Source organism: Dictyobacter sp. Z7_2 (assembly GCF_057551105.1).
In genome coordinates this window covers 688,974-714,084 of sequence record NZ_BAAJPE010000001.1, presented here as the reverse complement: position 1 = coordinate 714,084, position 25,111 = coordinate 688,974, and the positions used below count along the sequence as shown (strand labels likewise).

26 protein-coding genes and 1 pseudogene are annotated in these 25,111 nt (G+C 49.2%); 16 read left to right on the top strand and 11 right to left on the bottom strand.

Annotation, left to right across the window (positions count from 1 at the left end):
• Positions 1 to 185: 185 nt before the first annotated feature.
• The 5 genes and pseudogenes from AC27N8_RS02850 to AC27N8_RS02830 all read right to left on the bottom strand — a co-directional run bounded on the left by AC27N8_RS02850 (position 186) and on the right by AC27N8_RS02830 (position 3,409).
• Positions 186 to 395, bottom strand: a complete 210-nt coding sequence (locus AC27N8_RS02850) for a hypothetical protein (protein WP_487063751.1) — start codon at positions 393 to 395, stop codon at positions 186 to 188.
• A gap of 382 nt (positions 396 to 777) precedes the next feature.
• Positions 778 to 1,029: pseudogene (locus AC27N8_RS02845) on the bottom strand (MBOAT family O-acyltransferase); the annotation flags it as partial.
• A gap of 211 nt (positions 1,030 to 1,240) precedes the next feature.
• Positions 1,241 to 2,014 (bottom strand): hypothetical protein, encoded by a 774-nt coding sequence (locus tag AC27N8_RS02840; protein WP_487063749.1) that lies wholly within the window; start codon positions 2,012 to 2,014, stop codon positions 1,241 to 1,243.
• 620 nt (positions 2,015 to 2,634) lie between these two features.
• Positions 2,635 to 3,033, bottom strand: a complete 399-nt coding sequence (locus AC27N8_RS02835; protein WP_487063747.1) for a VOC family protein — start codon at positions 3,031 to 3,033, stop codon at positions 2,635 to 2,637.
• 184 nt (positions 3,034 to 3,217) lie between these two features.
• Positions 3,218 to 3,409, bottom strand: a complete 192-nt coding sequence (locus AC27N8_RS02830) for a hypothetical protein (protein ID WP_487063745.1) — start codon at positions 3,407 to 3,409, stop codon at positions 3,218 to 3,220.
• Between the two features lie 320 nt (positions 3,410 to 3,729).
• Here AC27N8_RS02830 and AC27N8_RS02825 point away from each other — a divergent pair, with 320 nt between their 5' ends.
• From AC27N8_RS02825 to AC27N8_RS02800, 6 genes are all read left to right on the top strand, one after another.
• Positions 3,730 to 4,071 carry a cupin domain-containing protein gene (locus AC27N8_RS02825; protein WP_487063743.1) on the top strand — a complete coding sequence of 114 codons (342 nt, stop codon included), beginning with the start codon at positions 3,730 to 3,732 and terminating at the stop codon, positions 4,069 to 4,071.
• 305 nt (positions 4,072 to 4,376) lie between these two features.
• Positions 4,377 to 4,694 (top strand): hypothetical protein, encoded by a 318-nt coding sequence (locus AC27N8_RS02820; protein ID WP_487063741.1) that lies wholly within the window; start codon positions 4,377 to 4,379, stop codon positions 4,692 to 4,694.
• Between the two features lie 334 nt (positions 4,695 to 5,028).
• Positions 5,029 to 5,304 (top strand): metal-sensitive transcriptional regulator, encoded by a 276-nt coding sequence (locus AC27N8_RS02815; protein ID WP_487063739.1) that lies wholly within the window; start codon positions 5,029 to 5,031, stop codon positions 5,302 to 5,304.
• Positions 5,305 to 5,335: 31 nt separating this feature from the next.
• On the top strand, positions 5,336 to 6,544 hold the full coding sequence (locus tag AC27N8_RS02810) for a permease (protein WP_487063737.1): 1,209 nt from the start codon (positions 5,336 to 5,338) through the stop codon (positions 6,542 to 6,544).
• Positions 6,545 to 6,958: 414 nt separating this feature from the next.
• The gene (locus AC27N8_RS02805) at positions 6,959 to 7,708 is read left to right on the top strand and encodes a hypothetical protein (protein WP_487063735.1); all 750 of its coding nucleotides are present in this window, start codon (positions 6,959 to 6,961) and stop codon (positions 7,706 to 7,708) included.
• Between the two features lie 208 nt (positions 7,709 to 7,916).
• Positions 7,917 to 8,165: an AAA family ATPase gene (locus tag AC27N8_RS02800; RefSeq protein ID WP_487063733.1), complete on the top strand. Its 249-nt coding sequence runs from the start codon at positions 7,917 to 7,919 to the stop codon at positions 8,163 to 8,165.
• 3 nt (positions 8,166 to 8,168) lie between these two features.
• Here the strand turns inward: AC27N8_RS02800 and AC27N8_RS02795 are convergent, their stop codons facing one another.
• Both AC27N8_RS02795 and AC27N8_RS02790 read right to left on the bottom strand, forming a co-directional pair.
• Entirely contained in the window at positions 8,169 to 9,335 is a 1,167-nt protein-coding gene (locus tag AC27N8_RS02795) for an epoxide hydrolase family protein (protein WP_487063731.1), read from the bottom strand.
• A 544-nt stretch (positions 9,336 to 9,879) separates the two neighbouring features.
• Positions 9,880 to 10,710 carry an alpha/beta fold hydrolase gene (locus AC27N8_RS02790; protein ID WP_487063729.1) on the bottom strand — a complete coding sequence of 277 codons (831 nt, stop codon included), beginning with the start codon at positions 10,708 to 10,710 and terminating at the stop codon, positions 9,880 to 9,882.
• 656 nt (positions 10,711 to 11,366) lie between these two features.
• Here AC27N8_RS02790 and AC27N8_RS02785 point away from each other — a divergent pair.
• From AC27N8_RS02785 to AC27N8_RS02765, 5 genes are all read left to right on the top strand, one after another.
• Entirely contained in the window at positions 11,367 to 12,212 is an 846-nt protein-coding gene (locus tag AC27N8_RS02785) for a sugar nucleotide-binding protein (protein ID WP_487063727.1), read from the top strand.
• A 331-nt stretch (positions 12,213 to 12,543) separates the two neighbouring features.
• Positions 12,544 to 13,044, top strand: a complete 501-nt coding sequence (locus tag AC27N8_RS02780) for a MarR family winged helix-turn-helix transcriptional regulator (RefSeq protein ID WP_487063725.1) — start codon at positions 12,544 to 12,546, stop codon at positions 13,042 to 13,044.
• 103 nt (positions 13,045 to 13,147) lie between these two features.
• On the top strand, positions 13,148 to 13,882 hold the full coding sequence (locus AC27N8_RS02775; protein WP_487063723.1) for an N-acyl homoserine lactonase family protein: 735 nt from the start codon (positions 13,148 to 13,150) through the stop codon (positions 13,880 to 13,882).
• A 42-nt stretch (positions 13,883 to 13,924) separates the two neighbouring features.
• Positions 13,925 to 15,622 carry an FAD-dependent monooxygenase gene (locus AC27N8_RS02770; protein ID WP_487063721.1) on the top strand — a complete coding sequence of 566 codons (1,698 nt, stop codon included), beginning with the start codon at positions 13,925 to 13,927 and terminating at the stop codon, positions 15,620 to 15,622.
• A gap of 289 nt (positions 15,623 to 15,911) precedes the next feature.
• Positions 15,912 to 16,094, top strand: a complete 183-nt coding sequence (locus AC27N8_RS02765; protein ID WP_487063719.1) for a hypothetical protein — start codon at positions 15,912 to 15,914, stop codon at positions 16,092 to 16,094.
• A 12-nt stretch (positions 16,095 to 16,106) separates the two neighbouring features.
• Here the strand turns inward: AC27N8_RS02765 and AC27N8_RS02760 are convergent, their stop codons facing one another.
• Both AC27N8_RS02760 and AC27N8_RS02755 read right to left on the bottom strand, forming a co-directional pair.
• The gene (locus AC27N8_RS02760) at positions 16,107 to 16,547 is read right to left on the bottom strand and encodes a VOC family protein (RefSeq protein WP_487063717.1); all 441 of its coding nucleotides are present in this window, start codon (positions 16,545 to 16,547) and stop codon (positions 16,107 to 16,109) included.
• A 122-nt stretch (positions 16,548 to 16,669) separates the two neighbouring features.
• A complete protein-coding gene (locus AC27N8_RS02755) occupies positions 16,670 to 17,266 on the bottom strand; it encodes a dihydrofolate reductase family protein (RefSeq protein ID WP_487063715.1) in 597 nt (198 codons plus the stop codon).
• Positions 17,267 to 17,810: 544 nt separating this feature from the next.
• On the opposite strand from AC27N8_RS02755, the gene AC27N8_RS02750 reads away from it, so the two are divergent.
• From AC27N8_RS02750 to AC27N8_RS02730, 5 genes are all read left to right on the top strand, one after another.
• The gene (locus AC27N8_RS02750) at positions 17,811 to 18,329 is read left to right on the top strand and encodes a hypothetical protein (protein ID WP_487063713.1); all 519 of its coding nucleotides are present in this window, start codon (positions 17,811 to 17,813) and stop codon (positions 18,327 to 18,329) included.
• Between the two features lie 211 nt (positions 18,330 to 18,540).
• Positions 18,541 to 19,410 (top strand): AraC family transcriptional regulator, encoded by an 870-nt coding sequence (locus tag AC27N8_RS02745; RefSeq protein ID WP_487063711.1) that lies wholly within the window; start codon positions 18,541 to 18,543, stop codon positions 19,408 to 19,410.
• A gap of 366 nt (positions 19,411 to 19,776) precedes the next feature.
• Positions 19,777 to 20,520, top strand: a complete 744-nt coding sequence (locus AC27N8_RS02740; protein ID WP_487063709.1) for an SDR family oxidoreductase — start codon at positions 19,777 to 19,779, stop codon at positions 20,518 to 20,520.
• 114 nt (positions 20,521 to 20,634) lie between these two features.
• A complete protein-coding gene (locus AC27N8_RS02735; protein ID WP_487063707.1) occupies positions 20,635 to 21,552 on the top strand; it encodes an SDR family oxidoreductase in 918 nt (305 codons plus the stop codon).
• A gap of 370 nt (positions 21,553 to 21,922) precedes the next feature.
• Entirely contained in the window at positions 21,923 to 23,059 is a 1,137-nt protein-coding gene (locus AC27N8_RS02730) for an alpha/beta hydrolase (protein ID WP_487063705.1), read from the top strand.
• A 92-nt stretch (positions 23,060 to 23,151) separates the two neighbouring features.
• On the opposite strand, the gene AC27N8_RS02725 is transcribed toward AC27N8_RS02730, so the two are convergent.
• Positions 23,152 to 24,093, bottom strand: a complete 942-nt coding sequence (locus AC27N8_RS02725) for a hypothetical protein (protein WP_487063703.1) — start codon at positions 24,091 to 24,093, stop codon at positions 23,152 to 23,154.
• Positions 24,094 to 24,328: 235 nt separating this feature from the next.
• Positions 24,329 to 25,021: an HAD family hydrolase gene (locus tag AC27N8_RS02720; RefSeq protein WP_487063701.1), complete on the bottom strand. Its 693-nt coding sequence runs from the start codon at positions 25,019 to 25,021 to the stop codon at positions 24,329 to 24,331.
• Positions 25,022 to 25,111: the final 90 nt, after the last annotated feature.

Here is a 25,111-nt window from a genome sequence, read left to right as displayed (position 1 = left end):
GAAGATGCTCGATACTATTGCAAGCAATAGGAGTGTAGATGTTTCCTCTTCTTCTTCTGGATACCAATCTGCTCATATGCCCACCGCGTATCGTGAGAGGTAAACATGGTGCCATTGTCTAAAACAGGCACCTCTGGCATGCCAAAATGTCTGATAGCGTCGTAGAGAACCGCGAAGAAAGCCAGTTACCGAGTGAGATGATGAAGGGCTGCCGTAATCGTAGCAAGAGTCATATCCAGGCGATTCCATTGAGCGAACCCCCATTGTTCCATTCCCTCAAGATCCTCCTGATCTTGCTCCTCAATCGTATTTTCTTGCAAGATATTCAACACGCGAGCCATCCAATCTGCCATGTAGCGACGCAACAGGTAAAAAGCGAAGCGATCAATGTTCAACTTGAATGTTCCTCACAAAAGAATCCGGGCAGACATGAATCGTGGCCTGTAATTGGCGCAATCGCTTCAGTTGGGAGCGTATCGCTATATGCTGTTTTGCCCACTCTTACATAGATTCTAATATCACCAGTGACGTTGGTCCATGCACTCGACTTATCTAATCGACCAGGTCGGTTGCATTCCTGGCAGTTGCCAAGCGCCCAACGAGCTGAATATGGGATGGTGAGCAAATGATCGCTTCTTCCCAAACCGGACCTCGCTGTGGATAATGACAAAAGTCAGGATGTTTACGACAAGCAAGTATCCAAGAAAGAAATACACATTTGCCCTCGTCTTTTTTGTCGCAGACAAGCACCACTGTGTTTGTCTATCAGGTAGGCACGGAAAGTTCTGTACCGGGCATGGCTTTTACTTCTGTCCATAGAAGGCCAATATTGTTGGCCAGAAGTACTTTTTTCGCCAGGCCGCATAAGAAGCGGTCCATCCCGGAATGAAACTTCCGGAAGGTCATGCTCCTGTCGGTCAACTGCGATTCGATGTCTGCATACTTCACAATCGGTCCGGCTACTAGCTGTGGGAACATCGAAATATAAAGGGCGAAGAGAACCGGGCTTTTCTGCGGTCTGATTTTTCCCCATGATTTCTTCTATCCTATTCAAATAGTACTGATATCCTATTCAAATAGTACTGAACTGATTTTTCTTTTCACCGAACGAATTATCAAGTAAGAAAAAAATCCATACATTCTTAAGATAGTACAAGAAATCTGCTCCTCTCATGTTCTATGTAGCGATCAAATAGACATAGAAGTAATTAAAGAGAAGATAAGCTTAGAAAAAGCAAATTTACTGCATTCTTAATGTGCCGTCTTTTAAAATTTGTAATGCCTTTTCTCCTCCTCCGCGATTATTCCCAGCGATTTCTCTTCCACTTGCGTAGTTTTCGCCATTGGAGACCCATTTAATCGCATCGGCTCCAGGTGGGTGCCAGTAGTCCTGAAAGATCTGAATGTTCAATCCGTCATCTGGGTCGGTGATGCTGATGCACTTGTACATTTCGCTGTTGCGACCAACCCAGGGTACCCACAAATCTCCATTCCATACTCCGCCAGCAGCAATGGAGAAGGTCTGTTGCGTATTTTCGCCATTTCTAATGGTTATAGCATACAGAAATGGATTGGTAATTGATTTGATGTTGGTGACATGGGCTTGATACCGAGTGCGAGCCTGTGGTCGTACTGAGAACGGTTGGATACGGCTGTTCGATGCAGTGCCTTCGACCTGATAAATGAAGGGATTCGCGTTGATCAGGCTGTTGAGGCTGGCGATTAATGCTTGTCTGACGACTCTTTGAACTTCGGCTGCGTTCCCTGGATTCGTGAGCCCTAGATACTGTTGGGGAATGATGGCAGTTGCAACGGTTGACCCGCCGTTGACGCCATCTATCTGGACTTGCAAGTTTAAGTCGCCACCAGACAATGGATTTTGTCGATCAATACGGACAATCCCATTATCCAGGATGGTGCCTCGTCCTCCTGGAATAGATGCATAGAGCAGTTGTCCGATGAGCGTTTGGGTGGCCCGTATAATTCCTCGCGTGAGACTTCCCGTGTTGCGCATAGGATTTCTTTGCCCTGAAATGAGCGTGTTGGTGTGAGTGTTGTGCAATAAGGCATATGAATGCTGATATATTTGTTGATGGGTAGCCTGAGCCCGAGCATGATGTACGTTTATCGATGTCATCAGGCTTAATAGTAGGAAGCAGCTCATTATAACAAGAGGCATCTTGTAGTGTATTTTTTCTTTTATTCTAAAATACATCATTGATTTTCTTTGCTCACTTTCATGTTTGTATCGCTGAAAATATGACAGTTACTTATTTAGTATACGCACGTAGTGCAATAACTCCCCTCAGGAGCTGGTCCCTCTTATTCGTAAGCAGTCTCTAGAATGACTTCCCTAATTCATACGCCGGGTCTTGTAATGGCATGTTGTTATACATACTATGCAGAAAAATGGATAACTATGTCACTTATATGTCATGTGGTGTGTTTCAATCAGCGAGGACGAGAGTGGACCCCCAGAAGAAGGAGGGAGTGGCACGGAAACAGGGGAGGAGTGGTATGATGCGAACATCCGTGCCTGCATGATAAACGAGCCAGCCGAGCCCTAAACTCTCTATTCTGGCGAATTCACGTGTCAGAAGACATTACCAAATGATCGCTGGAAAAGCAGGTCATTTATGCGTGGGTAATGTCGTGGTTGATAGCAGAAAGCTCCTGTAAGAGCCATGAGTTGCCATCGGGGTCGTTGAATGAAACATACTTTACGCCCCCGAGATCATTAATCTCACCTACTTTCACGCCATGGCTTGCGAGCTCTGCACGGGCCTTCTGTATATCTGCAACTACCAGATGTAATGCCTTGAGTGTGCCGGGCTGCATGGCTGAGATTTCTCCCATACCGCTTCCGATAACGATTGAGCACGCGGAACCAGGTGGCGTGAGTTGTACAACTCTGACGCCGTTCCCAGGTTGTACATCATGGTCCGCGTGAAATCCCACCTGTTCAACGTAGAATGCTTTGGCACGGTCGATATCAGAAACGGGTAGTGGCACAAGTTCAAGTTTCATATCCATCTTGTTTAAGTTTTCCTTTGTCCATCAAAGCGGGTAATCATCACAGAAAAGACGGATGATCTACGCGACTTCATCATAACATATAGCATCGGGAAAACTTCTCCAATCTTACTCTTTTTGGGTGGAAAGGATCAAGCAGGGATGTCAGCTACTGCTCAGTCAAGGCAGCCTGTTGAAAAATTCCTTACTCATCTTCTACCGCTGGTTCATTATTTGTTTGGTTGACACAGTGGGCACAACGCACTCGGTAAGGTTCATCGAGAATACAGGCGGCGCCGCTGGCGGTGGCATCGCCTGTATCGACGGAGAAAGTCAAATCTGGCCGAGATGAGCAACAGGTGCTCCCGGTGGCCTTATGTGTGCATCCCTTGACCATGATGGTTTCCTCCTAAAGCTAATGAGTCATCACCGGGGCAATCCCTACCTGCGTTCGGTTGTGACGCACATGGCTTGGGGAGTGAGTGTCTCATGTACGAGGTAACTATGTATCTGCCCACTACCACTGTTTGGCACAACGCATTGGGAGAAAACGGGCAATTGTGGCCTTTGGCGCATAGCATTCTGGTCATTTCCCCCAAAAGCGGGGACTTCCAAAATGGTCTGTGACAATCGACGCTGAATGGTCCTATACAAACGGCCTTTTTTCGTCTAGCATAATCAGGTACAGAAGAATGAATGAGCAGGAGGAATTTCCACATGTCAAAAACGTTGTCTTGGACCATCGCTAGCTTGAATGAACAACATCAACAGTCAGGACATGCTTATCACGAATTTTTACGTGTCCCAGCCATGAGTGCAGGAATATATCAACTGGCTGCTGGCTCCGTCGATACACAGCTACCACATACGGAAGATGAGTTATATTATGTGGTCCAGGGACGTGCCTCGCTACAGGTTGAGGATGAAGATATTTCTGTAACAGCTGGCTCACTTGTCTTTGTGGCCGCAACAGATAAACATCGTTTTCACAGTATCAGTGAAGACCTCAACATCCTCGTCTTCTTTGCCCCAGCTGAATACACGCATCGTCCTCAATAATGAAGACCATTGCTCATGATAAGTGCTTCGTTATCATTTACAGATCAATACGTATGCCTGTAATCCCCATCTTAATTGATTTAGTGGATCTGTATCCTTGTCTTCAAAATCAACGTATTTTATTCCTTTCTATATTCCAACTCGCTGATTCTAAAGAATACTATAAGGGACCCGAAGCGTTCTATGCTACGTTACGAGGGACTTCTATTGCCTGTCTTGCATTCACATTCCTCATATTCTTACCAGATTAGATGTGTTTGCCGGGGGCTACGAGCTCGGAGAATACTGCCTGGCAACAGATGGAGATGGCACGGTCATTGAGGACCTGTCAGGGATCTTTCCATTCCCTTTTTCACGCTGAGGTCTGGTATCGGGATGCCAATGCTGTGCCCACCTGGCCACCAGAGAACGTTAATTCAATGGTTGCTCTTGAGGGTAGGGATACCGATCTTCCTTCGGGTAATCGTACACGTTTCCGCCCTCTTGATAGGTTTCGGGTAATGGGTTGCGTGATGACTGAGATCCTGGCTCACGTCTCTGGGATGAAGGCTGTTGCTGCTGGCGAGGCAGAGATTGTCTATTCTGCACCAAATGCACTACAAACCACACAAAAACGCCTATGACTGCAAGACAGACCAGGATTCCAACAATCATGCCCCATCCACCACCCATCATATATCCGCCACTATCATATCCGTTCATCATCTGCATATTCTTTCTGATGAGATCTTTTACGTTTCTCGCCCCAAATCATGGGAGGAGTTTCCCATCATTGGTAGCATACCGCATCAATCTCACCATGACGTCACGCCATTGCTCTCACTCTCACAAAGTGATCACAGGCTCTCCGCAAAGAACGTCACAAAGAGATGACCGTGTGTTTCTTGACAGATACCCCCTGGGGGTATATTCTTAGTATACATACCCCCAGGGGGTATTATACTGAAGGAGGATATCATGGCAGCATCGGGTGAGCTCACACACCACCTATTGACTCGTCTGCGGAGAATTGAAGGGCAGACACGGGGCGTGCAACGGATGGTTGAAGAGGAGAAATATTGCGTGGATATTATGAATCAGATTACAGGAATACAGTCCGCACTTGAGCAAGTCTCGCTGCTTCTGATGCAAAATCATCTGGAGCATTGTGTCTCTGACGCGATCATCGAGGGCAAGGGCGAGGAAAAAATCAGTGAAATCATGCACGTCATTCGCCAGTATATGAAAGCATAGCGCGTACATACAGACAGAAAGGATCACAGGAATGCGTATGGATATACTCATGTCTCTTGGTGATGCACTCTTTATGGCCTGGAGTATGTTATGGGAAATTCTCTGGCCGCTGATTCTGGGCTTTACGCTCTCAGGGATCATCCAGGCGGTTGTGTCCCATCAAAGCATTGCCAGAGCGCTCGGCGGTGACGCACCAAAGCATCTGACACGTGCGACGTTGTTTGGGATTGCGTCCAGTTCCTGTTCGTATGCAGCAGTGGCACTGGCTCGTTCCATCTTTGAGAAAGGGGCCAGTTTCACCTCGGCAATGGTCTTTGAGCTGGCTTCCACAAACCTTGTGATTGAGTTAGGCATCATCCTCGTCGTATTAATGGGATGGCAGTTTGCGCTGGCAGAATATCTGGGTGGGTTGTTGATGGTCATTTTCCTGGCACTGATCTTCCGCCTGACTTTAACGCCTCGTCTGGTCTCTCGGGCAAAAGAACAGGCAGCGCATGGGAGAATGGGTAGAATGGAGGGACATGCCGCGATGGATATGAGTGTTGCAGGAGGATCATTCTGGGCCAGGCTTCTCAGTGGCAAAGGGTTTACTGCTCTGAGTCAGTACTTTGTTATGGATTGGGCATCTGTGTGGGTTGATATCGTTCTCGGTTTATTGATCGCCGGAGCGTTAGCGGCCTGGGTCTCAGAATCCTTCTGGCAAACGTTTTTCCTCTCGAATAATCCCACCCTGGCAAAAATTGAGGGTCCTCTGGTCGGTCCTCTGGTGGCCATGGTCAGTTTCGTCTGCTCCGTCGGAAACGTGCCACTGGCCGCCGTGCTCTGGAGAGGCGGAATTAGCTTCGGAGGCGTGGTCAGTTTTATCTTTGCTGATCTCATTATTCTCCCCATTTTGGACATTTATCGCAAATACTATGGCTGGAAGGCCATGGGCTACATTCTCGCCACTTTCTATGTCACGATGGCCGCAGCCGGTTATGTGATTGAGTTCGTGTTTGCAGTCCTGGGCATTATTCCCCAGAATCGCCAGGTGGTCGCGCTGAGTGCAGGCATTCAATGGAACTATACCACCATCCTCAATATCCTGTTTCTGGTGCTCGCCGCAATCCTGGTTATCCGTTTTGTGAGGACCGGTGGCCTTCCCATGTTGCGGATGATGAAGGGATCAGCACAGAGCATGGAGCATCACGAGATGGAGCATCACGAGATGGAGCATCACGACATGAGCCATGAAAAGTAAACTGCCTGGTGGTTGTAGGAGATCTCGAAGCTGAGATTATGGAGTTAATCTGGACCCATGGAAGATATGATGATGTTACTCATGATCCAAACGGAACTCCCGTCTCGCCATGTCGGCAAAATATACAGTGTGCGGATGGTCCTTTCCAGCATTGGTGCATCGCTTGGATGTGCGGTGGCCCTTCCCGCTTTTGCCTATCTGAGCGTTCAAATATTCCCTGAGTGATCATCATCTCGGCCCTCTTTTTCAAGAGGCAGAATATCACGCCGATCATGTTGCTCATGCGTTGTCTGATCACCCTTACACATAGAAAGATGGGGCTTCGTTTCCCCATCTTTCTATGTGATTATCTATCTGAGTAATTGATCAAATACACACAGATAATATTCATCCTTCACAACGAAAGGGAGATCTATGTCTTCATCATCCCTCTGGCTCCTTCTGGGAGCCGCCGCCGTGGTTGCAATCCTCCATTCCATTTTGCCAGATCATTGGGTTCCCTTAGCAGTCATCGCACGAGCACAACGCTGGAGCCTTTTCCGTGTCGGACGAGTTACTTTTCTTGCATCGCTTGGGCATGTGATCACATCTCTGGTGCTGGCCGGGATTCTTGCCGTGATTGGGTTACAATTTCAAAAGGAGTTTGAAACGCAGCAAGGACATCTTATCGGCATCGTTCTCGTGCTCACAGGATTTTTCTTTCTGGTCTGGGGAATCGTTGGCTTTGGGCCTCATGGCCATCACCATGGAAAAGGCCAGACGCATACGCATGGATCAGGACACAACGAACATGAGCATGAGCAGGCTCACACACACGACCATGCGTCTGATGACGGCGAGACGCATGCACACAATGCACATAACGCGGAGGAAAGATCCATCGGGAGGCGACTTGCAGCCATCGCGGTCCCCTTTGGTGTTGCCGCCTCGCCTGATTTAACGATCTTGCCAGTGGCATTGGCGGCCAGTGCGATTGGAACAGGAGCCATTATCAGCGTCTTGAGTGTATTTACGGTCATGACAATGGTCACTTTTATTGCTCTGACAGTTATTGCAACGATCGCAGGATACCAGATCAAAGGGGAATGGTTAGAGAACAACGCCAACACACTCACATCACTTGTTCTCATTGCTCTTGGTGTGGTTGCTTTTCTTGGTTTCTAGCAGCATTGCTTATGAAAGGTGTTCTATTGCAATCAGTTAAGTGCTCACCGGTATAATAACTGGTGTGAGACGCTGGATAGGTATGAACAACGCGATATGGGAGTTTCAAAGAGCCTAACGTTTTTCATCGGCTCTGATCTCTGCAAAGCCAGGGTAAATCTCTGCTGTTGCCGCTTCAACGGGACGTGCAGCGCAACGTCTTGCGGAGATGGCGAAGCGAGAAGCCACGTCCATTCACCGCCTGCTGGCCTTTGATCCCAAAACCATGTACTTTCGCTTCGACGAGCAGCATCCGCTAGAGACCGAGGCGATGATCCTGGATGAGAACTCGATGCTTGATCTGTTCCTGGCATATGTACTCGTGTACGCCATCGTGTCCTTGCAAGGCCTGCTTGAGATTTGCGCAGAAGATGACGCAGAGCCGGAATTCTGGTATCAGTATACATTGATATGGTGACGCCTACCAGGTCAGTCCTCCATACTCGTTTTTCTCTTTAAGATCGTGAAAGAACGTTCGGATATCATTAGCTAGCAACTCAGGTTCCTCTAGTGCGGCAAAGTGCCCTCCGCGTGGCATTGCCGTCCATTGCTGGACATTGAACCAACGCTCTGCCCATTCGCGCGGTGCAGGTAGTAAGTCTTGCGGAAACCTTGCTATTGCTGCTGGAACACTACTTTTTCCTTGTGGTGTGCCATTTTGTGTTTCCTCATAATAGAGACGATTCGCGGAATTGATCGTTTCCGTTGCCCAGTAAAGCATGATCGTCGTCAGCAATTCGTCTTTCGTAAAACGCGTTTCTACGTCCCCATTGCAATCGCTCCATGTGCGGAACTTCTCTACAATCCATCCAGCCAGACCAACCGGAGAATCGTTCAGTCCGTAGCCAAGTGTCTGTGGCTTCGTCCCCTGAATTGCCCCATACGCACCCTCTTGCAACTCCCAAGGACCGACTGCTGCCAGATACGTTTTCTCGTCTTGTGAAGGATTGTCAACTTGCTTGATCGTAAGTGTAGAGGGCATATTATCGAGGTGAAAGCCAAGCAACACATCAGGGTGTTCTAGAGCAAGTTGTTGCGTTACATCACTGCCCCAATCACTACCTTGTGCGACGAAACGCGCATAGCCCAATTCTTTTGTCATCAAATCTGTCCATATATCTGCGATCCGCGAGATGGTCATACCACGTTGCGCTGGTCGGTCTGAAAATCCGTATCCTGGCAATGATGGGACGATAACGTCAAAGCTATCTTCAGCTTTTCCGCCGTGACTTTGCGGGTCTGTCAAAAGTGGAATAATCTTGTACATTTCAAAGAAAGAACTGGGCCAGCCGTGCGTAAGAATAATTGGCGTCGGATTCGGCCCTTTCCCGCGCTCATGAATAAAGTGGATGCCCAGACCATCGATCTCCGCACGGAAATGCGAGAACCGATTGAGTAGAGCCTCCTGCTTACGCCAATCGAATGTGTGTTGCCAATAATTCGCCAGTTCTTTTAGATATCCAAGGTTCGTGCCGTAGTCCCATCCCGCGTTCTCTATCTCGTCAGGCCAGCGGGTGTGACCTAATCGTTCATGCACATCATCAAGTGTTGCCTGTGGAATGTCCACTTGAAATCGTTGAATGCTCACAGTGTATCTCTCCTCTGAAAATCGGTTTACTCTCGTTTCTGTTCACGAAAAAAAATTTTCTAGTAATGATTATACCCCCTGCCAGATGAAACGCATTTTGTCAACTCATCATCATGCATCTTCAGGGCTTTTTGGTAGTCCCGAAAGAGTGAAAAACACGCCATTTCTTGCTAAAATAACGAAATTCTCAAGAGGTCATCGTTTGCCAATCGAGGCCATGTTTTCTATCAAGAGCGTAAATATACTCAGGCGTTACAGGATTATGAGCGAGCCCCTCTTACACGCATAGAGATCAAGATCTATGGAATCAACTTGACGTCTATCTCTAGCTGGTACGATTGTAAAATTATTGCTGGGGCAGAATGGACAAGAGAAATTGATGTGCATTTAGAGGCTGATACTGTTGGGAACCCGTTTTGCCAGCTTGCGGTACTGTGAAAAACAAGCTCAATACGTGCCAGGCTAGAGAGTTTCCCAACAGTATCAAAATGTGGGATGGCCAACTGAAATCTCTTTTCGCGCTCCAATAACGGTAAAGCGTCGTTTATAGATTGCTTTCGAACTCGTTTACTGTAGCCAACAAGCAGGAAGAGAAGGCCCGCGGATGCAATAGACAGCCGATATGATCGCCGGGGAAGGTGCGTACTGCGATGTGCAGGCACTGTGCCAGCGTTTCCGTTGCTTGAGAGACCAATGTTGCCTGTTCACGCGAACGTTGGCCCACTGCGAGCATCAGCTTGCTTGAGAGCGAGGTCAGCACCTCAACATCCGGTTGATAGCTCAAAATGGCGGGGACAGTGTGCTGATAGAGAACCTCAGCCTTCGCCAGGGCACCTTGCATATCAGACGGTGGCAATTGCACATCCGCTTCAGGCGCTTCTCTGGCGAGCGGAGTATCAAGCGCGCTCTGTTGCAACGCGGCCATGACGCCCTCGCTACGGTAGAGTGCTAACTGATGGGCCTGCGAGGCATCGAACGTTGGCAGAACACCGGGCACCGTTGGTTCGTGAGCGATCAACAAACGGATCTGTTGGGGATAGCGCACAAGCAGATCAAGACCGATCAGGCCACCCGCGCTACTCCCGAAAACATAAACGGGTTCTGTCTCCAGCTTTGTTAACAGCAGATGGGCATCGTGACTGTGCCGTTCAATACTCATATCAGCCTGAACCTCGCGTAGAGGACTCTTCGGCCCACCCAGGCGATCATAGAGCACTACGGTATATTGCCTCGACAGGTAGTCAGCGATATCAGCATACCCGCTGCTACTGCCGCTCCCGCCAGAAATCATCAAGAGCACAGGCCCGGAACCGCGTACGTCGTAGGCGATTTCTCCGCCAGGGACGCGGAGGGTGTTGGATGGAATAGATACCATTTCTTTTTCCTGAAAAACATTATTTTAGAGACACAAAGAAGCAATCGCCAGATCACAAGCACATGCGATTGTTCCAAAGAAGAGAAGTGGTTCATTTTACTCGTTGCTCATGGGAATCCGTCTCCTGAAAACCTGGTGTCTCGCACGCCCGGTCAGCAAAAAGCTCACCTTGATGCTCGGCTATCTCTGTCACAGTGTGCTCCGCGTCCCTCCCAACTATACGTCACACCATGAGTATCCCATGGTTGTCAAGGAACGGCTTCAAACCAACAAAAGAGTCAGCAGAATGCACGCGATACCTTTGTGGTATGGGATCACAAATGTACGATTACGACTCTTTTATTGAGAGTATATGAGGGACAAGCTTATCCCTCGACACCACGAGAATCTATAGCCAGCCAACGATTGAGCAACTTTCGATAAGCACGCGTATAATCACAGCAGGAGAGTGCAAACTTTGCCATTTCCAGGAGAGCTTTCCCACTTTCCTATTTTGGGGAAAATGGTTGCTGAACGTATGTCCATCCTCCATTATTAAGTAGTCGTTTCTCGAAATGTACTCATTGCTCTGAAAATGTGATACGCTCTCCTCATACTCAAACATGGGAGTGGGCAGTTGTCGATTTTTGCGTGATAATGCGAGAGAATGAAAAGAGATGAGACACAAGCAACGTGTGCTCCTGCTTGGCTCGGCAGGCTATCTTGGGAAAGCACTCATGGTGCACCTACAACTACAAAGCGATGTTATTCCTACCCATCGAAGTCAGGCACATTTTGCTCATTCGTATTTCTATGACTTTTGGATCGATGATGTTTCTTCCCTTGTAAATCTTCATCACATTGATACGGTGATCATCGCGGCGAGTATGGCAGGTGACGTCGCATATCCTCCCAGCGAGGGGACTCTTTTTCAGCAACGAGCAGAGCGGCTCATTGAGGGGTGTCAACACTGCCGGGTCATCTATATCTCCAGCGATGGTATCTTCGATGGAAAGAAGGGCCATTACGCCGAAAGCGATATTCCGACGCCCATGACGCTCTATGGACAGAATCTCCACTGTCTGGAGAAGACGGTCCAGGATCTTTGTTCAGATTACTGTATCATCCGACCCAGTTATCTGTATGGATATTCGCTCTCACAGCTTGATGCTCGTCTTTCTCATGTCCAAAACCAACTCCTTGCAGGAGAGCAGCTTCTGTTCTTCACGGATATGATGAAAAGCCCGATGGAGGTCAATCAGGTTGCCGAGGCAATCACCATCCTCGCACACTCAGAGTATATTGGCATTGTTCATGTGGCAGGAGAAGCCATGAGTGTGTACGACTTCTACCGAGAAGCCATGAACAGCCTGGGGATTGCATCAGAACGCCTCTGTGCAGGACAGATGCCTTTAGATTTCGCTCATCCCAGAGACACATCGTTAGCTATTCACCTCATGAAAAAACTGACGAAGATCGAGCCACTTGCTGTACGCTTCGCTCTCCAGAGAAAGGATATGTGATGGTGGGCTGCCATGCTCAGTAAAGAGAGCAAATGGAACATATCTTGTATTTTAATTTTATTCTAACAAACCTTCCCTTGCCTGATTTCATGAAGATACGCTTGCCAATAAGGAAAAATCTTCTCTTTCATCGGTGTTAAATAGTCGTGTCTGACAAAAGGAGGATAGGTCCCTGTATTGAGTCGTATCCGCAACTCATTATCAGTCACAAGTTCGATGAGGGTATGATTCAACAAACCGCGGGTAAATATGTGGCAAATAGTGATTGATTTAATCTGCAAACAGGTATATAATTAACTAGTAAACTATCGACGAAATGAGAGGAACTACAATGCTCCCTGATTTGCTAAAATATCAGGCGACCTGGAATGGCGCTCACCAGTATCTTGGCGACGAGGCCAATACTGTCCTGGCATATCTGCTCATTCTGCGTACCGGGCATGATCTTGAGACACTTTTCACCCCATTCTTTGAGCGTTACCAACTCTCGCAGGGACGTTTTTCTGTGCTGATGCGTTTACTTGATGTCCCAGAGCACATACTTGCCCCCTCCCAGCTTGCTGACTCACTTGGAGTGACGCGAGCAGCTATTACCAAGTTACTCGATGGTTTGGAGCACAATGGGTTGATCGAACGTCGTCTCGATCCCACTGATCGTCGGGCCTGGCTCATCACCCTAACCGCTGCCGCGCGTACACTCCTGGAAGAGATACTCCCACCGCATTTTCAGCAGATCAGGCACATCATGAGCGCGCTCACCAGAGAAGAACAGGACCAATTGATTACGCTCTTGCTCAAACTCGACGAGCATCTCATAGCCACTACACCATAGTATCCTCCTTTGCTTGTTGCCATTTTTCCTTTTGTCAGGGAAACAATCTTTCTTTTTCCTGGTAGTTAACCCGTTAATTATATATTTAGAAAGGAACGAGATCATGAAACTCTTTTTCCTTCAGGTAGGCCGGGTGCGCCCACCAAATCACGGGGAGGAAACCATCCTTCCCGTCCCTGCTTACCTTCTCGAGACTGATACAGGGGAGCATATCCTGATTGATACAGGGCTTGACCGGCGTCTCATTGGTGCCTATCATCACCAGCCTCATCTTCCTCATCTTCTGGATGAGGAGGAGGATCTTCTTACTTACTTAGCCCGACTGAACCTCACTGCACAGGATATCCGCCTGGTGATTTGTAGCCATTTTGATCCTGATCATGCTGGGAACCTGGCGCTCTTTCAACAGGCAGAGATTGTTGTTCAGCGGCGCTTATATGCCGCTGCGATTAAGGGAGAGGTTCCTCGTTTTGAGAGGACACGAGATCAATGGGATGCACCGGGCTTGCGCTTCTTGCTCGTTGATGGTGATATCACGCTCGTCCCAGGGGTGACGCTTCTGGAAAGTGAAGGACATACTCCAGGCCATCAATCGGTCCTGGTATCTCTTCCCAGGACCGGCCCTGTTCTGCTAGCTATTGATGCGCTCCCTTCTCAAGCTCATCGTGATCCTATGACACGGGCTATCGAACCATTCGATCTCAACGAACAGCAAGTGCGGGCCAGTACAAGCAAGCTACGCACCATCGAACAACAAAAGGATGTCGCTTTCATGGTCTATGGTCACGATCCTCGTCAATGGCAAACCTTGAAACATTTCCCTGATTTTTATATGTAATAGGAGATAGATTTTCCCCTCTTCAAAGAAAGGACAATACAGATGACTTCTTTCCCTTCAGAACAAACAGGCATTCTTATTGTGGGCGCGGGACCGGTTGGTATGGTGCTTGGTATGGAACTGCTGCGCAGAGGTGTTCCCTGTCGTCTGATTGATCAGGCCGAAGCTCCGGCGAAGACCTCGCGCGCGTTTGGGATTCATCCGCGTACCATGGAATTGTTCGCTCGCCTGGGGATTGCTGATCCTATCGAGGAACGAGCGCAGAAACTCTACGATATGCGCGCCTATGCCGATGGACGCGAATTGACCCACGTGATTATGGACGCGGAAGATCTTTTCACTCGCTATACCTGCACCTATTCGCTTCCACAGGTCTATACTGAAGAGATTATGCGCCAGCGTCTGGTCGAATTAGGTGGTCGGATCGAGTACGCAACCCGTCTGGAACGCCTGGAGCAAGATGAGCATGAGGTTATGGCTGTTGTGCGTGATCCCGATGGTCATTCCCGGCAGATTCGTGCCTCCTGGCTGATCGGGTGCGATGGCGCACATAGTACGGTCCGCAAGCAACTGGGCATTCCATTTGAGGGAAGTCCCTCCGAAACCTGGATGATTGCCGATACGTACCTGGATTGGGAATTTGGGCGTGAGATACGACAAGATACGCTCTATATTCTTCTGTCCGAGCAAGGGGCTCTCGTGACGTTTCCCTTTCCCGAAGCGAATCACTGGCGTGTGCTCGATACCAGCCCGGATCTCTCTGAGGGCGATGATGCGAGGGTGATTATACCCCAGTTAACCCGCAAGCTCCGGGCCGCGATTGGCTCGACGACCGCGCAGGTACGCGATGTCTCATGGATCTCTGCCTTTACGATCCAGCAACGTCGGGTCTCTTGTGCCCGTGTGCAACAGGCCTTTGTCGCCGGAGATGCTGCCCACTGCCACAGTCCAGCAAGCGCACAAGGGATGAATACAGGGGTCCAGGACGCGTTCAATCTGGGTTGGAAACTGGCTCAGGTCTATCATCAGCAAGCACCAGTGTCGCTCTTGGAGAGCTATTCGGCAGAGCGAGAACCAGTGGCTGCTACCGTTCTGGCAAGCACACAAACCGTGACACGCGCCTTGAGTATGCGTGAGCCATCGGGTCGCTGGATGCGCAATAGTCTGATCTCGATGGTGACGAATTCCTCTGAAATGCGTGAGTCCTTCCTCAAACGGGTCGTCCCGGAGTTTTTTGAACTGGGTGTCTCCTATGAACACAGCGCTCTTGTCTCGCAACATTGGTATCCGACGTTTGCGAGCTTTGATCGTCAGCCAGCCGGACTCAAGCCAGGAACGCGCGTGCCTGATTATCCGTTCGCCTTTGTGAAAGGGATGCCGAGCCAGCGTTTGCATGAGGTGCTCAATTCCACGGAATATGCATTGCTCTTGTTCACAATGGGAGCTAGTGGCGAAGACTATCATCGCCTAGAGTATTTTGTGCAGGAAGTCCAACGCACGTATGGGGGGCTGGTGACGCCTATTTTTATCGTGCCTGTATCCCATCAACAACAACTGGCCCAATGGCAGGGGCAGTTGTTGGTTGACAGTGGGCATCCCTATCATACGCTGCACTACTTCTTTGGGGTGAGCCGGCCCAGCGCCTATGTGATACGCCCCGATGGGTATGTTGCTTACCGGGATCAACCACTGGATGAGGACCGTATCCGGGCGTACTTTCAAACCGCTTTCGCGCTGTGAGGCGAGAGAGGAAGAGAAGCAGTCTTTTTCTCCTTGTGCTCACTGCATAACATCAGCAGAAGTCGCCGGAGGGAGATACAAAGAAAAGTGAGATCTCATAAATTTATAAACGGTGCTTATTAAATCGGAGAAGAGGGTCGGCAAAAGACCCTCTTCCTTCTGTTTATCCCTCCGCTCAAGAGAAGCAAACTCCTGCACTACGCAGATTCACCTCACGCCAAAGAGCCTAACTTTTTTCATTGGCTCCGGTCGTCACAACAGTGACCCTAACCACCCATTTGTACTGTTCATGAAAGTGGGTCAAGCTCAAAATGCTACCAACCTGGCGAGCGCCTTTGTCAAACTGGTGGAGCAAGACAGGATGCTGCAAGCCGACGTGAAAAGCCTGCTCGATCCCAAATGCTATCCGATGAGTCTGGTGCAATGGTCGACTAAGTCTCTGGCACAGTTGGTCCAGCCGCGATCCACATGAAACCGCGGCGACTCAGCCGAGTTCTTGGGCCAGCCCGATGAGAAGTCCTTCAGGTCCGCGGATGTAGCAGAGTCGATACGCGTCTTGGTACTGGACCACTTCGCTGCTGACAAGCTCTGCGCCGTGCTTGCGGAGCCGGACGAGTGTATCGTCGATGTCGTCCACGGCAAACATGACGCGTAGGTAGCCGAGAGCATTAACTGGGGCGTTCCGATGATCGGCAACCACAGGAGGCGTAATAAATCGCGAGAGCTCGAGCCGACTGTGGCCATCTGGTGTGCGCATCATGGCGATCTCAACGTGCTGGTCGCCCAGTCCAGTGACGCGCCCTGCCCACTCGCCTTCTACGATGGATCGCCCTTCGAGCTCGAGGCCGAGCTCAGTGAAAAAAGAGATAGCGGCATCGAGGGATTCCACCACAATGCCAACATTGTCCATTCGTTTAACCGTCATGTTGTCCATCCTATAATATTGTTGTCTGTCCTATCAACGAGCGCAGACCAGGAGCAGGGCTTTTTTTAATCCCCCCAAAGAAGTCAAGTATCCTTTCGGCCAGTTTTTATTGGCATAGGCGTTTATCCGTTTTTGGGAAGGACTGCGTAACGCACGAGAATGTTGTCGGATTCCTCCCAGGTGCGGACATCGATCAGCCGAAGCGATGTGGGAGGCTTGCCCACAAAGACAGGGACTCCTTCGCCTAAGACGAGGTTACCAATCATCAGATGGATCTCATCTACCAGATCGTGAGCCAGCAGATCGTTCCAAAGGGTCCTACTACCTGTCATCAAAATATCTTTGCCTGTTTGGCGTTTGAGATCGGCAATCTGCTGATACGCGTTCGCACGCCTGATGATGCGGTAATCGGGCCGGTTGTCTGCCAGCGTATCTGAAACGATGATGTTGTTGACGGACTTGCCCGCCTGTACCATTTCTCTTTGTTCGTCCGTCCACTCATCTGAATCAGGATTCTCGGCGACCTTTGGCCAGTACCCGTGGAACAACTCATGGGAAACACGGCCCACAAGAAATGTGTCGGCGGTACGCAGCAGTTCGGCGTTATAGCCGTTGAAGGCTTTGCCTCCCATCACAGGAAACATAACTGAGACGTCGTTGTCTGGCCCGGTGTGGTATCCATCCAGGGAGATGATGTTGTAGACAATAATTTTCCGCATGTTCGTTTTCCTTTGTTCGTTGGCTCTCTGCAGGAGTAAGCCTCTTCACTCTTCTCCTCCTCTCTTCTTGCCGTGACTGCAAGAACCGGCAAATTGTTTAGAATTGACTGTGAGATGGCACGGCCCACCACGACGAGAGAAACCAATGAACGCGTAAAAACTTCTTGCTGGTTGTCCAAATTTTCAACTTCTGCCTTATAGGTTTCATTTATCAGGTAAAATTATATTATCTCAATAATTTGAGGGAGCAAGTGCGCGTCAGATTTTTGCACAGCTCTACAAGCAGAAGAGTGATGGACAAAACTTATCAGAGATCTGTCATGCTCACCGCTCGGTCTTTGCGATGAGCGTGCGGCAGGAAAAGATGGGATGCTGATAGCAAGGACGACTGTTTGAGCGAGGTTGATGATTTCATTTCAATCAGGGCCGATTCTGTCCGCATACAGCAGTATGCTAAACATAGAAGGTCATTCATCTTGCGTCAAGGTAGATGATAAGCCGGAGCGGCCTACGTGCTCCAGTACAATACAAAAAGGGGTACCATATGTCAGAAAGAGTCCAGGATCTCTCATATCTCAGTACATTTGAGCAAGTTGCGCCAGCATATCACCATCGTCAGAAATTTGTACGGCCCGGCAATGCCCTCATCACATCCAAGGTGTATCTCAAGTGGTATGACATCTACCATGAAGAACTGCCCATTTCATCCACGCTTGTTGAGGATGCGCGTTCGTTCTTGCTTGTTGAAATGGAAGCGGGACGCTTGCTCCTGACGAATGAGCTTGGTTTTGTCATCCATCACCAGTGTACAAATTTCTACATTTTGTACGTCTGTACATGGCGCAACGAAAATGAGTTGTGGGAAACCCTCTGCCACAAAGACCTTACTGGCGATGGCACATTTCACGTGCTTGAACGTAGCGCAACGACTCCGACATTTTGTGTCTGGGTACTGGGCGCTGTGTGGCATGAGCAGCAAGCCTGGACTCGCTACCTCTCTACTCAACGCGATAACGCCGCGAAATACGCCTACGTACAGGACCAGATGACTGGTTTAGTCTAATTGCAGCCTCTCCAGAATCTGTCACAAGTTACATTCATGCTGTTTATATCGCATGAACAATTGCGTTCAAACCTTGTAGAGGTATCGGCGTGCTACAATCCTGGCACCCTGGGTGATTGCTCTTGACGTGACGTCAAAAAGGGGGTAGTGTAGGAATATGTCTCTATTCAGAGCGCGATTCCTGTGGTCATGAAAAGGAGTGCAAATAACAATGCAGACGGACGATCAGCAGCGGCGAACCTCCCCTCAGGCAGGAATACTCCGTTCCAGTGAATTGCTGGGCTGGAGGGGAATAGTTGTCGAGCAGCGCTATCACCCCGCTGGAGAGTATGTTTTCTCCAGTTTATCCTCTCACATGATTTGCTTGCACCTGGGGCCACCTATTTCCATTGAACAAGTTCGCAACGGGCGTCCTTTTACCGGTATAATGGCTCGTGGAAATTTACAAATTGTGTCCGCTGGAACAGAAAGCATCTGGCGACATCAAGATGGAGCCAGCCATATACACGTGCTCCTCACACCAGAATTGCTACAGCAGGTTGCGGCAGATCATGATCATGATCATATCGAGCTTCTTGATCATTTTAGTAGCCAGGACCCTCGGATTGAGCACATTAGTTCAGCCTTGCTGACAGAGGTTCTTGAGGGGGGAGTTACAGGACGGCTCTACGCTGAAGGCCTCGCTACTGCTTTAGCGGCCCATCTCATTCATACATACACAAGTACGCCTCGCCCCCTTCCCGAGATGACCAAAGGATTGTCCGCATCCCTCTTACAGAGGGTTACCTCTCTCATCGAAGATCGCCTCAGCGAGAACCTGGGTCTGGCTGAACTTGCCTCTGAAGCGAATCTGAGCCCATCATACTTCTCAAGTGTGTTTCGGAAGACAACTGGTCTCTCTCCCCACGAGTATATTGTGCAACGCAGGCTGGAACATGCTCAACGCTTGCTCAGATCAACCAGGCTTTCGATCGGTGAGATTGCTTCTACCGTCGGATTTTACGATCAAAGCCACCTGGTTCGCCATATGCGACGCGTCATGGGAGTCACGCCAACATACATCCGAGAGCACCTCTCCTGAGATTGTACCAGGCAAACCGATCCAGGGATACTATGGTTTGCACCGACCATAACCACTGTTGTTTGCACTATAGCTGCGCTCAAGAGGACTTCATCGTGGCCTAAAGAGCCTCCTGAAGATTTCAAGATATGTGGTTTTTGTTGCAATGCACCAACTTCTTTTGTTCTGAGACCACCGCCGAGTGAGTCGTTCTGCCACTAAAATCGTGAAAACGTCCAAATATTCTGCAGAATGTCCAAGACCGGCCCCTCTGATTTCCAGTACACTATGCATGAGCGATGGAGAGAGCACACAAAACCGATTGTATATCTCCTCCTATCAGTCCCTCACTTCGTCATCATGAAAAGTATACAAGGAGATAGAGAAATGAGTACACCATTGACAAACAAAGTTGCCATCGTAACCGGCGCATCGCGTGGGATAGGCCGCGCGATCGCGGAATCGCTGGCAGCCAACGGGGCGAACGTCGTCATCAATTATGCTCGCAACAAAGGTTTCGCCGAGGAGATCGTTCACCGTATTCAGCAAAACGGCGGTCAGGCTCTGGCTGTACAGGCAGATGTCAGTAAAATTGCTGACCTGGAGGCTCTGTTCAAGACAACCATTGAACATTTTGGGCGCATGGACATTCTCGTCAATAATGCCGGTATTATGACGACAAAGCCTCTCGAACAGGTCACGGAACAGGACTTCGACCGGGAGTTTGCCATCAATGTGAAAGGGACCTATTTCGCCTGCCAATTGGCGACGAAGTATCTGCAAGCAGGCGGACGCATTATTAACTTCTCCACCTCTGTCCTGGGACAAATGATCCCCACCTACAGTCTCTACGCGGGCACCAAGGGCGCAGTCGAACAAATCACGCGACAACTTGCCAAGGAGTTGGGTCCGAAAAAAATCACCATTAATGCGGTCGCCCCAGGACCGGTGAACACGGAACTGTTTTCCGCTGATAAATCAGAAGCACAAATTGAGACGTTCAAGCACATGATCGCCTTTGGTCGTCTTGGCGAACCTGAAGATATCGCCAAAGTGGTACTGCTTCTGGCAAGTGAAGAAGCCGGATGGATCACCGGACAGATCGTGCGTGTAAATGGTGGTTTCATCTAGCACAAGTCAGATGGTACGGTTCACCCATGCTTTGAGCCCATCCCTCTCACATGATACCGAAAACATGACTATTTATGTCAGAACACTATCAACAAAAGGAAGGAGCTTATTCCCATGAATCAAGCTAACCCATGCGTCATTCTGGTCACTGGTGCCGCCACCGGCATTGGTCAACTGACCGCTCATAGCCTGGCCGAGGCTGGGTATACCGTCTACGCTAGCATGCGTGATATCACCGGTCGCAACGCGGATCGCACGCGCAAAGAGCTCGATTACGCTCAATCCCACAGAGTGGACCTGCACGTTGTCGAACTGGACGTGACCTCGCAGGAGTCGGCCAACCAGGCCGTGCAGACTATACTGGCGGAACAAGGCCATATAGACATAGTCCTGCACAATGCCGGGCATCTTGTCGTCGGGTATGTGGAAGCCTTCCAGGCCGAGGAGATCGATCACCTGTTTCACACCAACGCCTTCGGTGTCGTGCGGGTCAATCGCGCCATCCTGCCGCACTTCCGCGAGCGTGGGGCGGGTCTGCTGCTCTACACAGGCAGTACCACATCAGTGGTGGTCCCGCCGTTCCTGGGTCCCTACGTGGCCTCGAAGATGGCCATGGATGCCCTGGCGCAGACGACGGCCTACGAAGTGAGTCAGTTCGGTATTGAAACGTGCATTGTGATGCCCGGACCCTTTACTCAAGGCACTGAGCACTTCCCAGATGCGACTCGCCCTGCCGATACTGCCACGAGTACTGCATACGCGCGACTGGATAGCATGGTGGCGCGCAATGAGGAAGCGACCAGCAGCCTCTTCACGCCAGGGGTGGATGCTCACCCACAGGCTGTCGCCGACGAGTTTGTTCGGATTGTGAACCTGCCTGCTGGGACGCGTCCGTTCCGCTCGGTGGTAGACTTTTCGAACGCTGACGTGGAAGCAGGAAATGCGCTGCTCTGGAAGCTCCAGGAAGACTATCTGACGCGCATGGGATTTGCCAATCTGCTCCACCCAGTACTCACTCACACTGAAGCCTGATTCGGGAACAGCGCTACTCATGGGAACGGTGCTTATTAAACAGAAGGAAGAGGGTCTTTTGCTGACCCTCTTCCTTTTCAATGGGGGAAGAATGTTGGGTAGTTGCTGTAATGGTCGCGTAACTTCTCGCATGGAGGCGAGTTGAATCCAATACGGAAAGTCCTGTTGTATCTGTATTTCAAGTTTTTCTGTGAAAATATGGTAAGCTATCGCTGAGCGTGTCTATGGACCACGTCCAAAGCAGAAGCGTGGAAGCACGTCATCAAAGTCAAAGCAGTCACAAGAGACCATAGAAACATAACAGCGATATCTGGTGAGCGTGAGAGCATCTCAACAACATCTTCATACATGATTTTACACAGAAGGATACATGATGTCTGTAATTTTGGCTATTATTATCTTGCTGATCCTACTTATTCTACTGATCCTTATTTGTACTATAGGACTCAGTTGGTTCATTTCAAATAAGCTTCTTCATCGATCTCCCACCTCAAGAGCTTTGACTATTCCTGTGCGAGCAACAACGGCAGAGACAATCACACTCAAAAAAACAGCGAAGACGCAGCGTCAAGGCGTCTTTGGCGTCACTTCTGCCGCTGGACAGGCTATTGTGGGACCCATCATCTCGTCTGACGCCGAGACAATCACGCGCTCCATTAACTATGTTGTAGGAACAATTTCTGACAAGATCGCATGGAACACAACCGTGTATGGTGGTGCGTTCAGAGATCAATACCTGAAATTACCTCTCCAGGATGTGCTCATCCCGAGTGTTTTCGGCACGATGCCAGCCTGGTTTGTGCCAGGCACGCTCGACACCTGGGTCATGATGGTTCATGGTGCGAGTGGAACGCGGGAACAATCGCTGCGCTTTTTCTCAACCATCTCTGAACTTGGATTTCCCATCCTGGACATTACCTATCGAGGCGATGAGGGCGCTCCCGCTAGTCCTGATGGACTGACACACCTTGGTGAGACAGAATGGCAAGATCTCGAGGCAAGTGTCACCTATGCTCTGGCAGCAGGAGCGCAGCATATTGTGCTCTATGGTCTTTCGTTAGGCGGAACCATTGTACACATATTTCTTCAGCGTTCTGCTCATGCAAGCAATGTTCAAGCCGTCGTTCTTGATTCTCCTATCCTGAACTGGAATGCAGCACTCACACGTGTAGCCAGGAAGAACGCGCTCCCATCGTGTATTGTCGCATTGACGAAGAAGATTATTTCGATCCGCACAGGCATTCACGTTGATCGCCTTGATTTCACGCAGGATCAACATGTGATACCAACACTCTTATTTCATGGTGTCAGTGATACGACAGCTCCTATTGAGGTAAGTGATACGTTTGCGGCCAGGCATGAGGCAACGATCACCTATCACCGTATTGCCGATGCGGAGCACACGCAGTGCTGGAATGTAGATCCCCACATGTACGAGGCTGCATTGCGCTCATTTCTGACCCGGGTGCTGGAAAGCAACGCCAGTAGTGCACAGCTACCTCACTGAGGAAGGATGCTCTATCCCTGAGATGATCAAGTGGAGAAAGGCTACTTTTGCTCTGCGCATGGTGCTCTTCTCAGAATATTTTTGATGCTTTTTTATACATCGATAGTAAAAAGTGGAGGCTGTCCTTTATACGTGCCTTGCTTCGTGTCTGAGAGGTGCAGAGAAAATGCCATTTTCTGAAGCTCCATACTTTTATCGAGCTTGAAGAACAGTTTGCTCTCCACGAGATCTTTGATTATGATGTTCTGCTTGACATGTGTAAGAGCGAGAGCACTACCAAACACAATATCGTCGCTATCATCATTGTTGGGGATTGGCGGAAACTGGAGCAGGGTGTGAGGTACATGTACATATGGTTTGACACCGTCGAGACAAACTTCTTCAAGTTGTCCCCAGGCATAGATCTCATTGGAGGTATTATTTTTGAATGTGCAGTCTAATTCGATAAACCATGTTTCGGGCTGGCCTTTCTCCTTCCAACCTGGCTCAGAATGATCGGGGATGGGACGGAACACACGGCGTTTTCTATATGCATGAACTATCACGGTCAGCATGCCAGAGCTATAGGGGGTATGGAAAAGCAAAGCTGGTGGAGTAGACAATAGAGTGATATGTGGAGGCACTACTCGTGAGAGAGGAACATGGGACGATGTAGGAAGAGGAACCTCAATGCTCTTCCGTGTCGAAGCACTGGAGTATGTCCTTCTCGGTAGAACGTAAAACCAGACAAATACCGCGAGGAGATTCACAAGTATGGTTATGCCCTCACAGAGCAAGGTGAAGGGCAGTGAAAAATGTGAGGCTTGTGCTACTCCAAGAACCAGCAAAACCTGACCAATCATCCATGGTCCTATGAAAGCCCAACCTCGTGTGTACGCGAAGAGTAAGACGAGAAAAAAGGCCAGCGTTTCTGATCTGGTCCATTTTCTCCCAAATCCTTTGGCCTGAAAATTTTTGCTGTAAGATATTATAAAAATGAATAAATAGGACAAAGCAGGCATAAGGAGCAAAACGCCCCCAATAATAAGCTGCATAGTTTTTTGTTCTCCTTTCTATTATGTAAACTTGTTTCGCTTTTGCCGAGAGGCTAGTAAAGAAAGAAGGGAAGGGATGAGTATAGAGCATTGATTTATACTATACTAGATCAGGTCGTTTTTCACAAATTATTCCAAACCGGTGCTTTTACAACCATTATCCTGGTGGGCAAGCCGCTCTGGATAGCGTGTTCATCAGGATAATGTGGGATTTTTGCTATAATACTGTTGGGATTTATATCTTATCCAGGAACTCTACGACATCGCTGAGTTTGGAAATGCGATGCCCTCCTTTAGAAGGCAAACATTCCAGTGGGTCGTATAATACCGAGATGGCTCCCACGGACAAAGCCAGTAATTCATCCGCATCTGGACTGTCCCCCACATGGATACATTGTGTGGGTTCTAGTTTAGAAGCCTGCGAGAACATGCGAAAAATCGCAGGATCTGGTTTTCGGACCCCTACGACGTGCGAATCCAGAACCATTTCGAAATAGGAAAGGATATTGAGATCCTGCAAAGTTTGGCGCAGGTTTCCATCCCAGTTGGATATGACAGCAAGACGAATACCGCGTTGACGCAAGCTTTCCAACGTGATGATGGTTTCAGGATCAAGAACCCACGTCTCTGGTCGTTGGTTCCAAACTTCATGTATATCTTGAGCCAGTTGTTTGAGATTCCCTTGAACGCCAGCAGCTTGAAGCCCAACTTCATGGTGAGTTAGCCACCATTCCAAGTGCATGCTTGGCCCCTTATAGCGCTCTTGAAAAAAGCGTTCACAGGCAACGGCAGCCAACTTGGCTGCATCAGGCGCTAATGGAATGCCAATTTGTTCGCACAAGTATGCGAAACGCCTTGTTTTATGCACCCAGAGGTGTATCAGGGTGTCTCCCGCATCAAAAGTGACGGCTTTAATTATGGGCAACAATTATGCTCCTTTCGACTATATGGGAGCAGTTCATGGCATCGCGAGATTGACACTCAAGCTTAATTCTATTAAAGCGTAGAGATAATGATG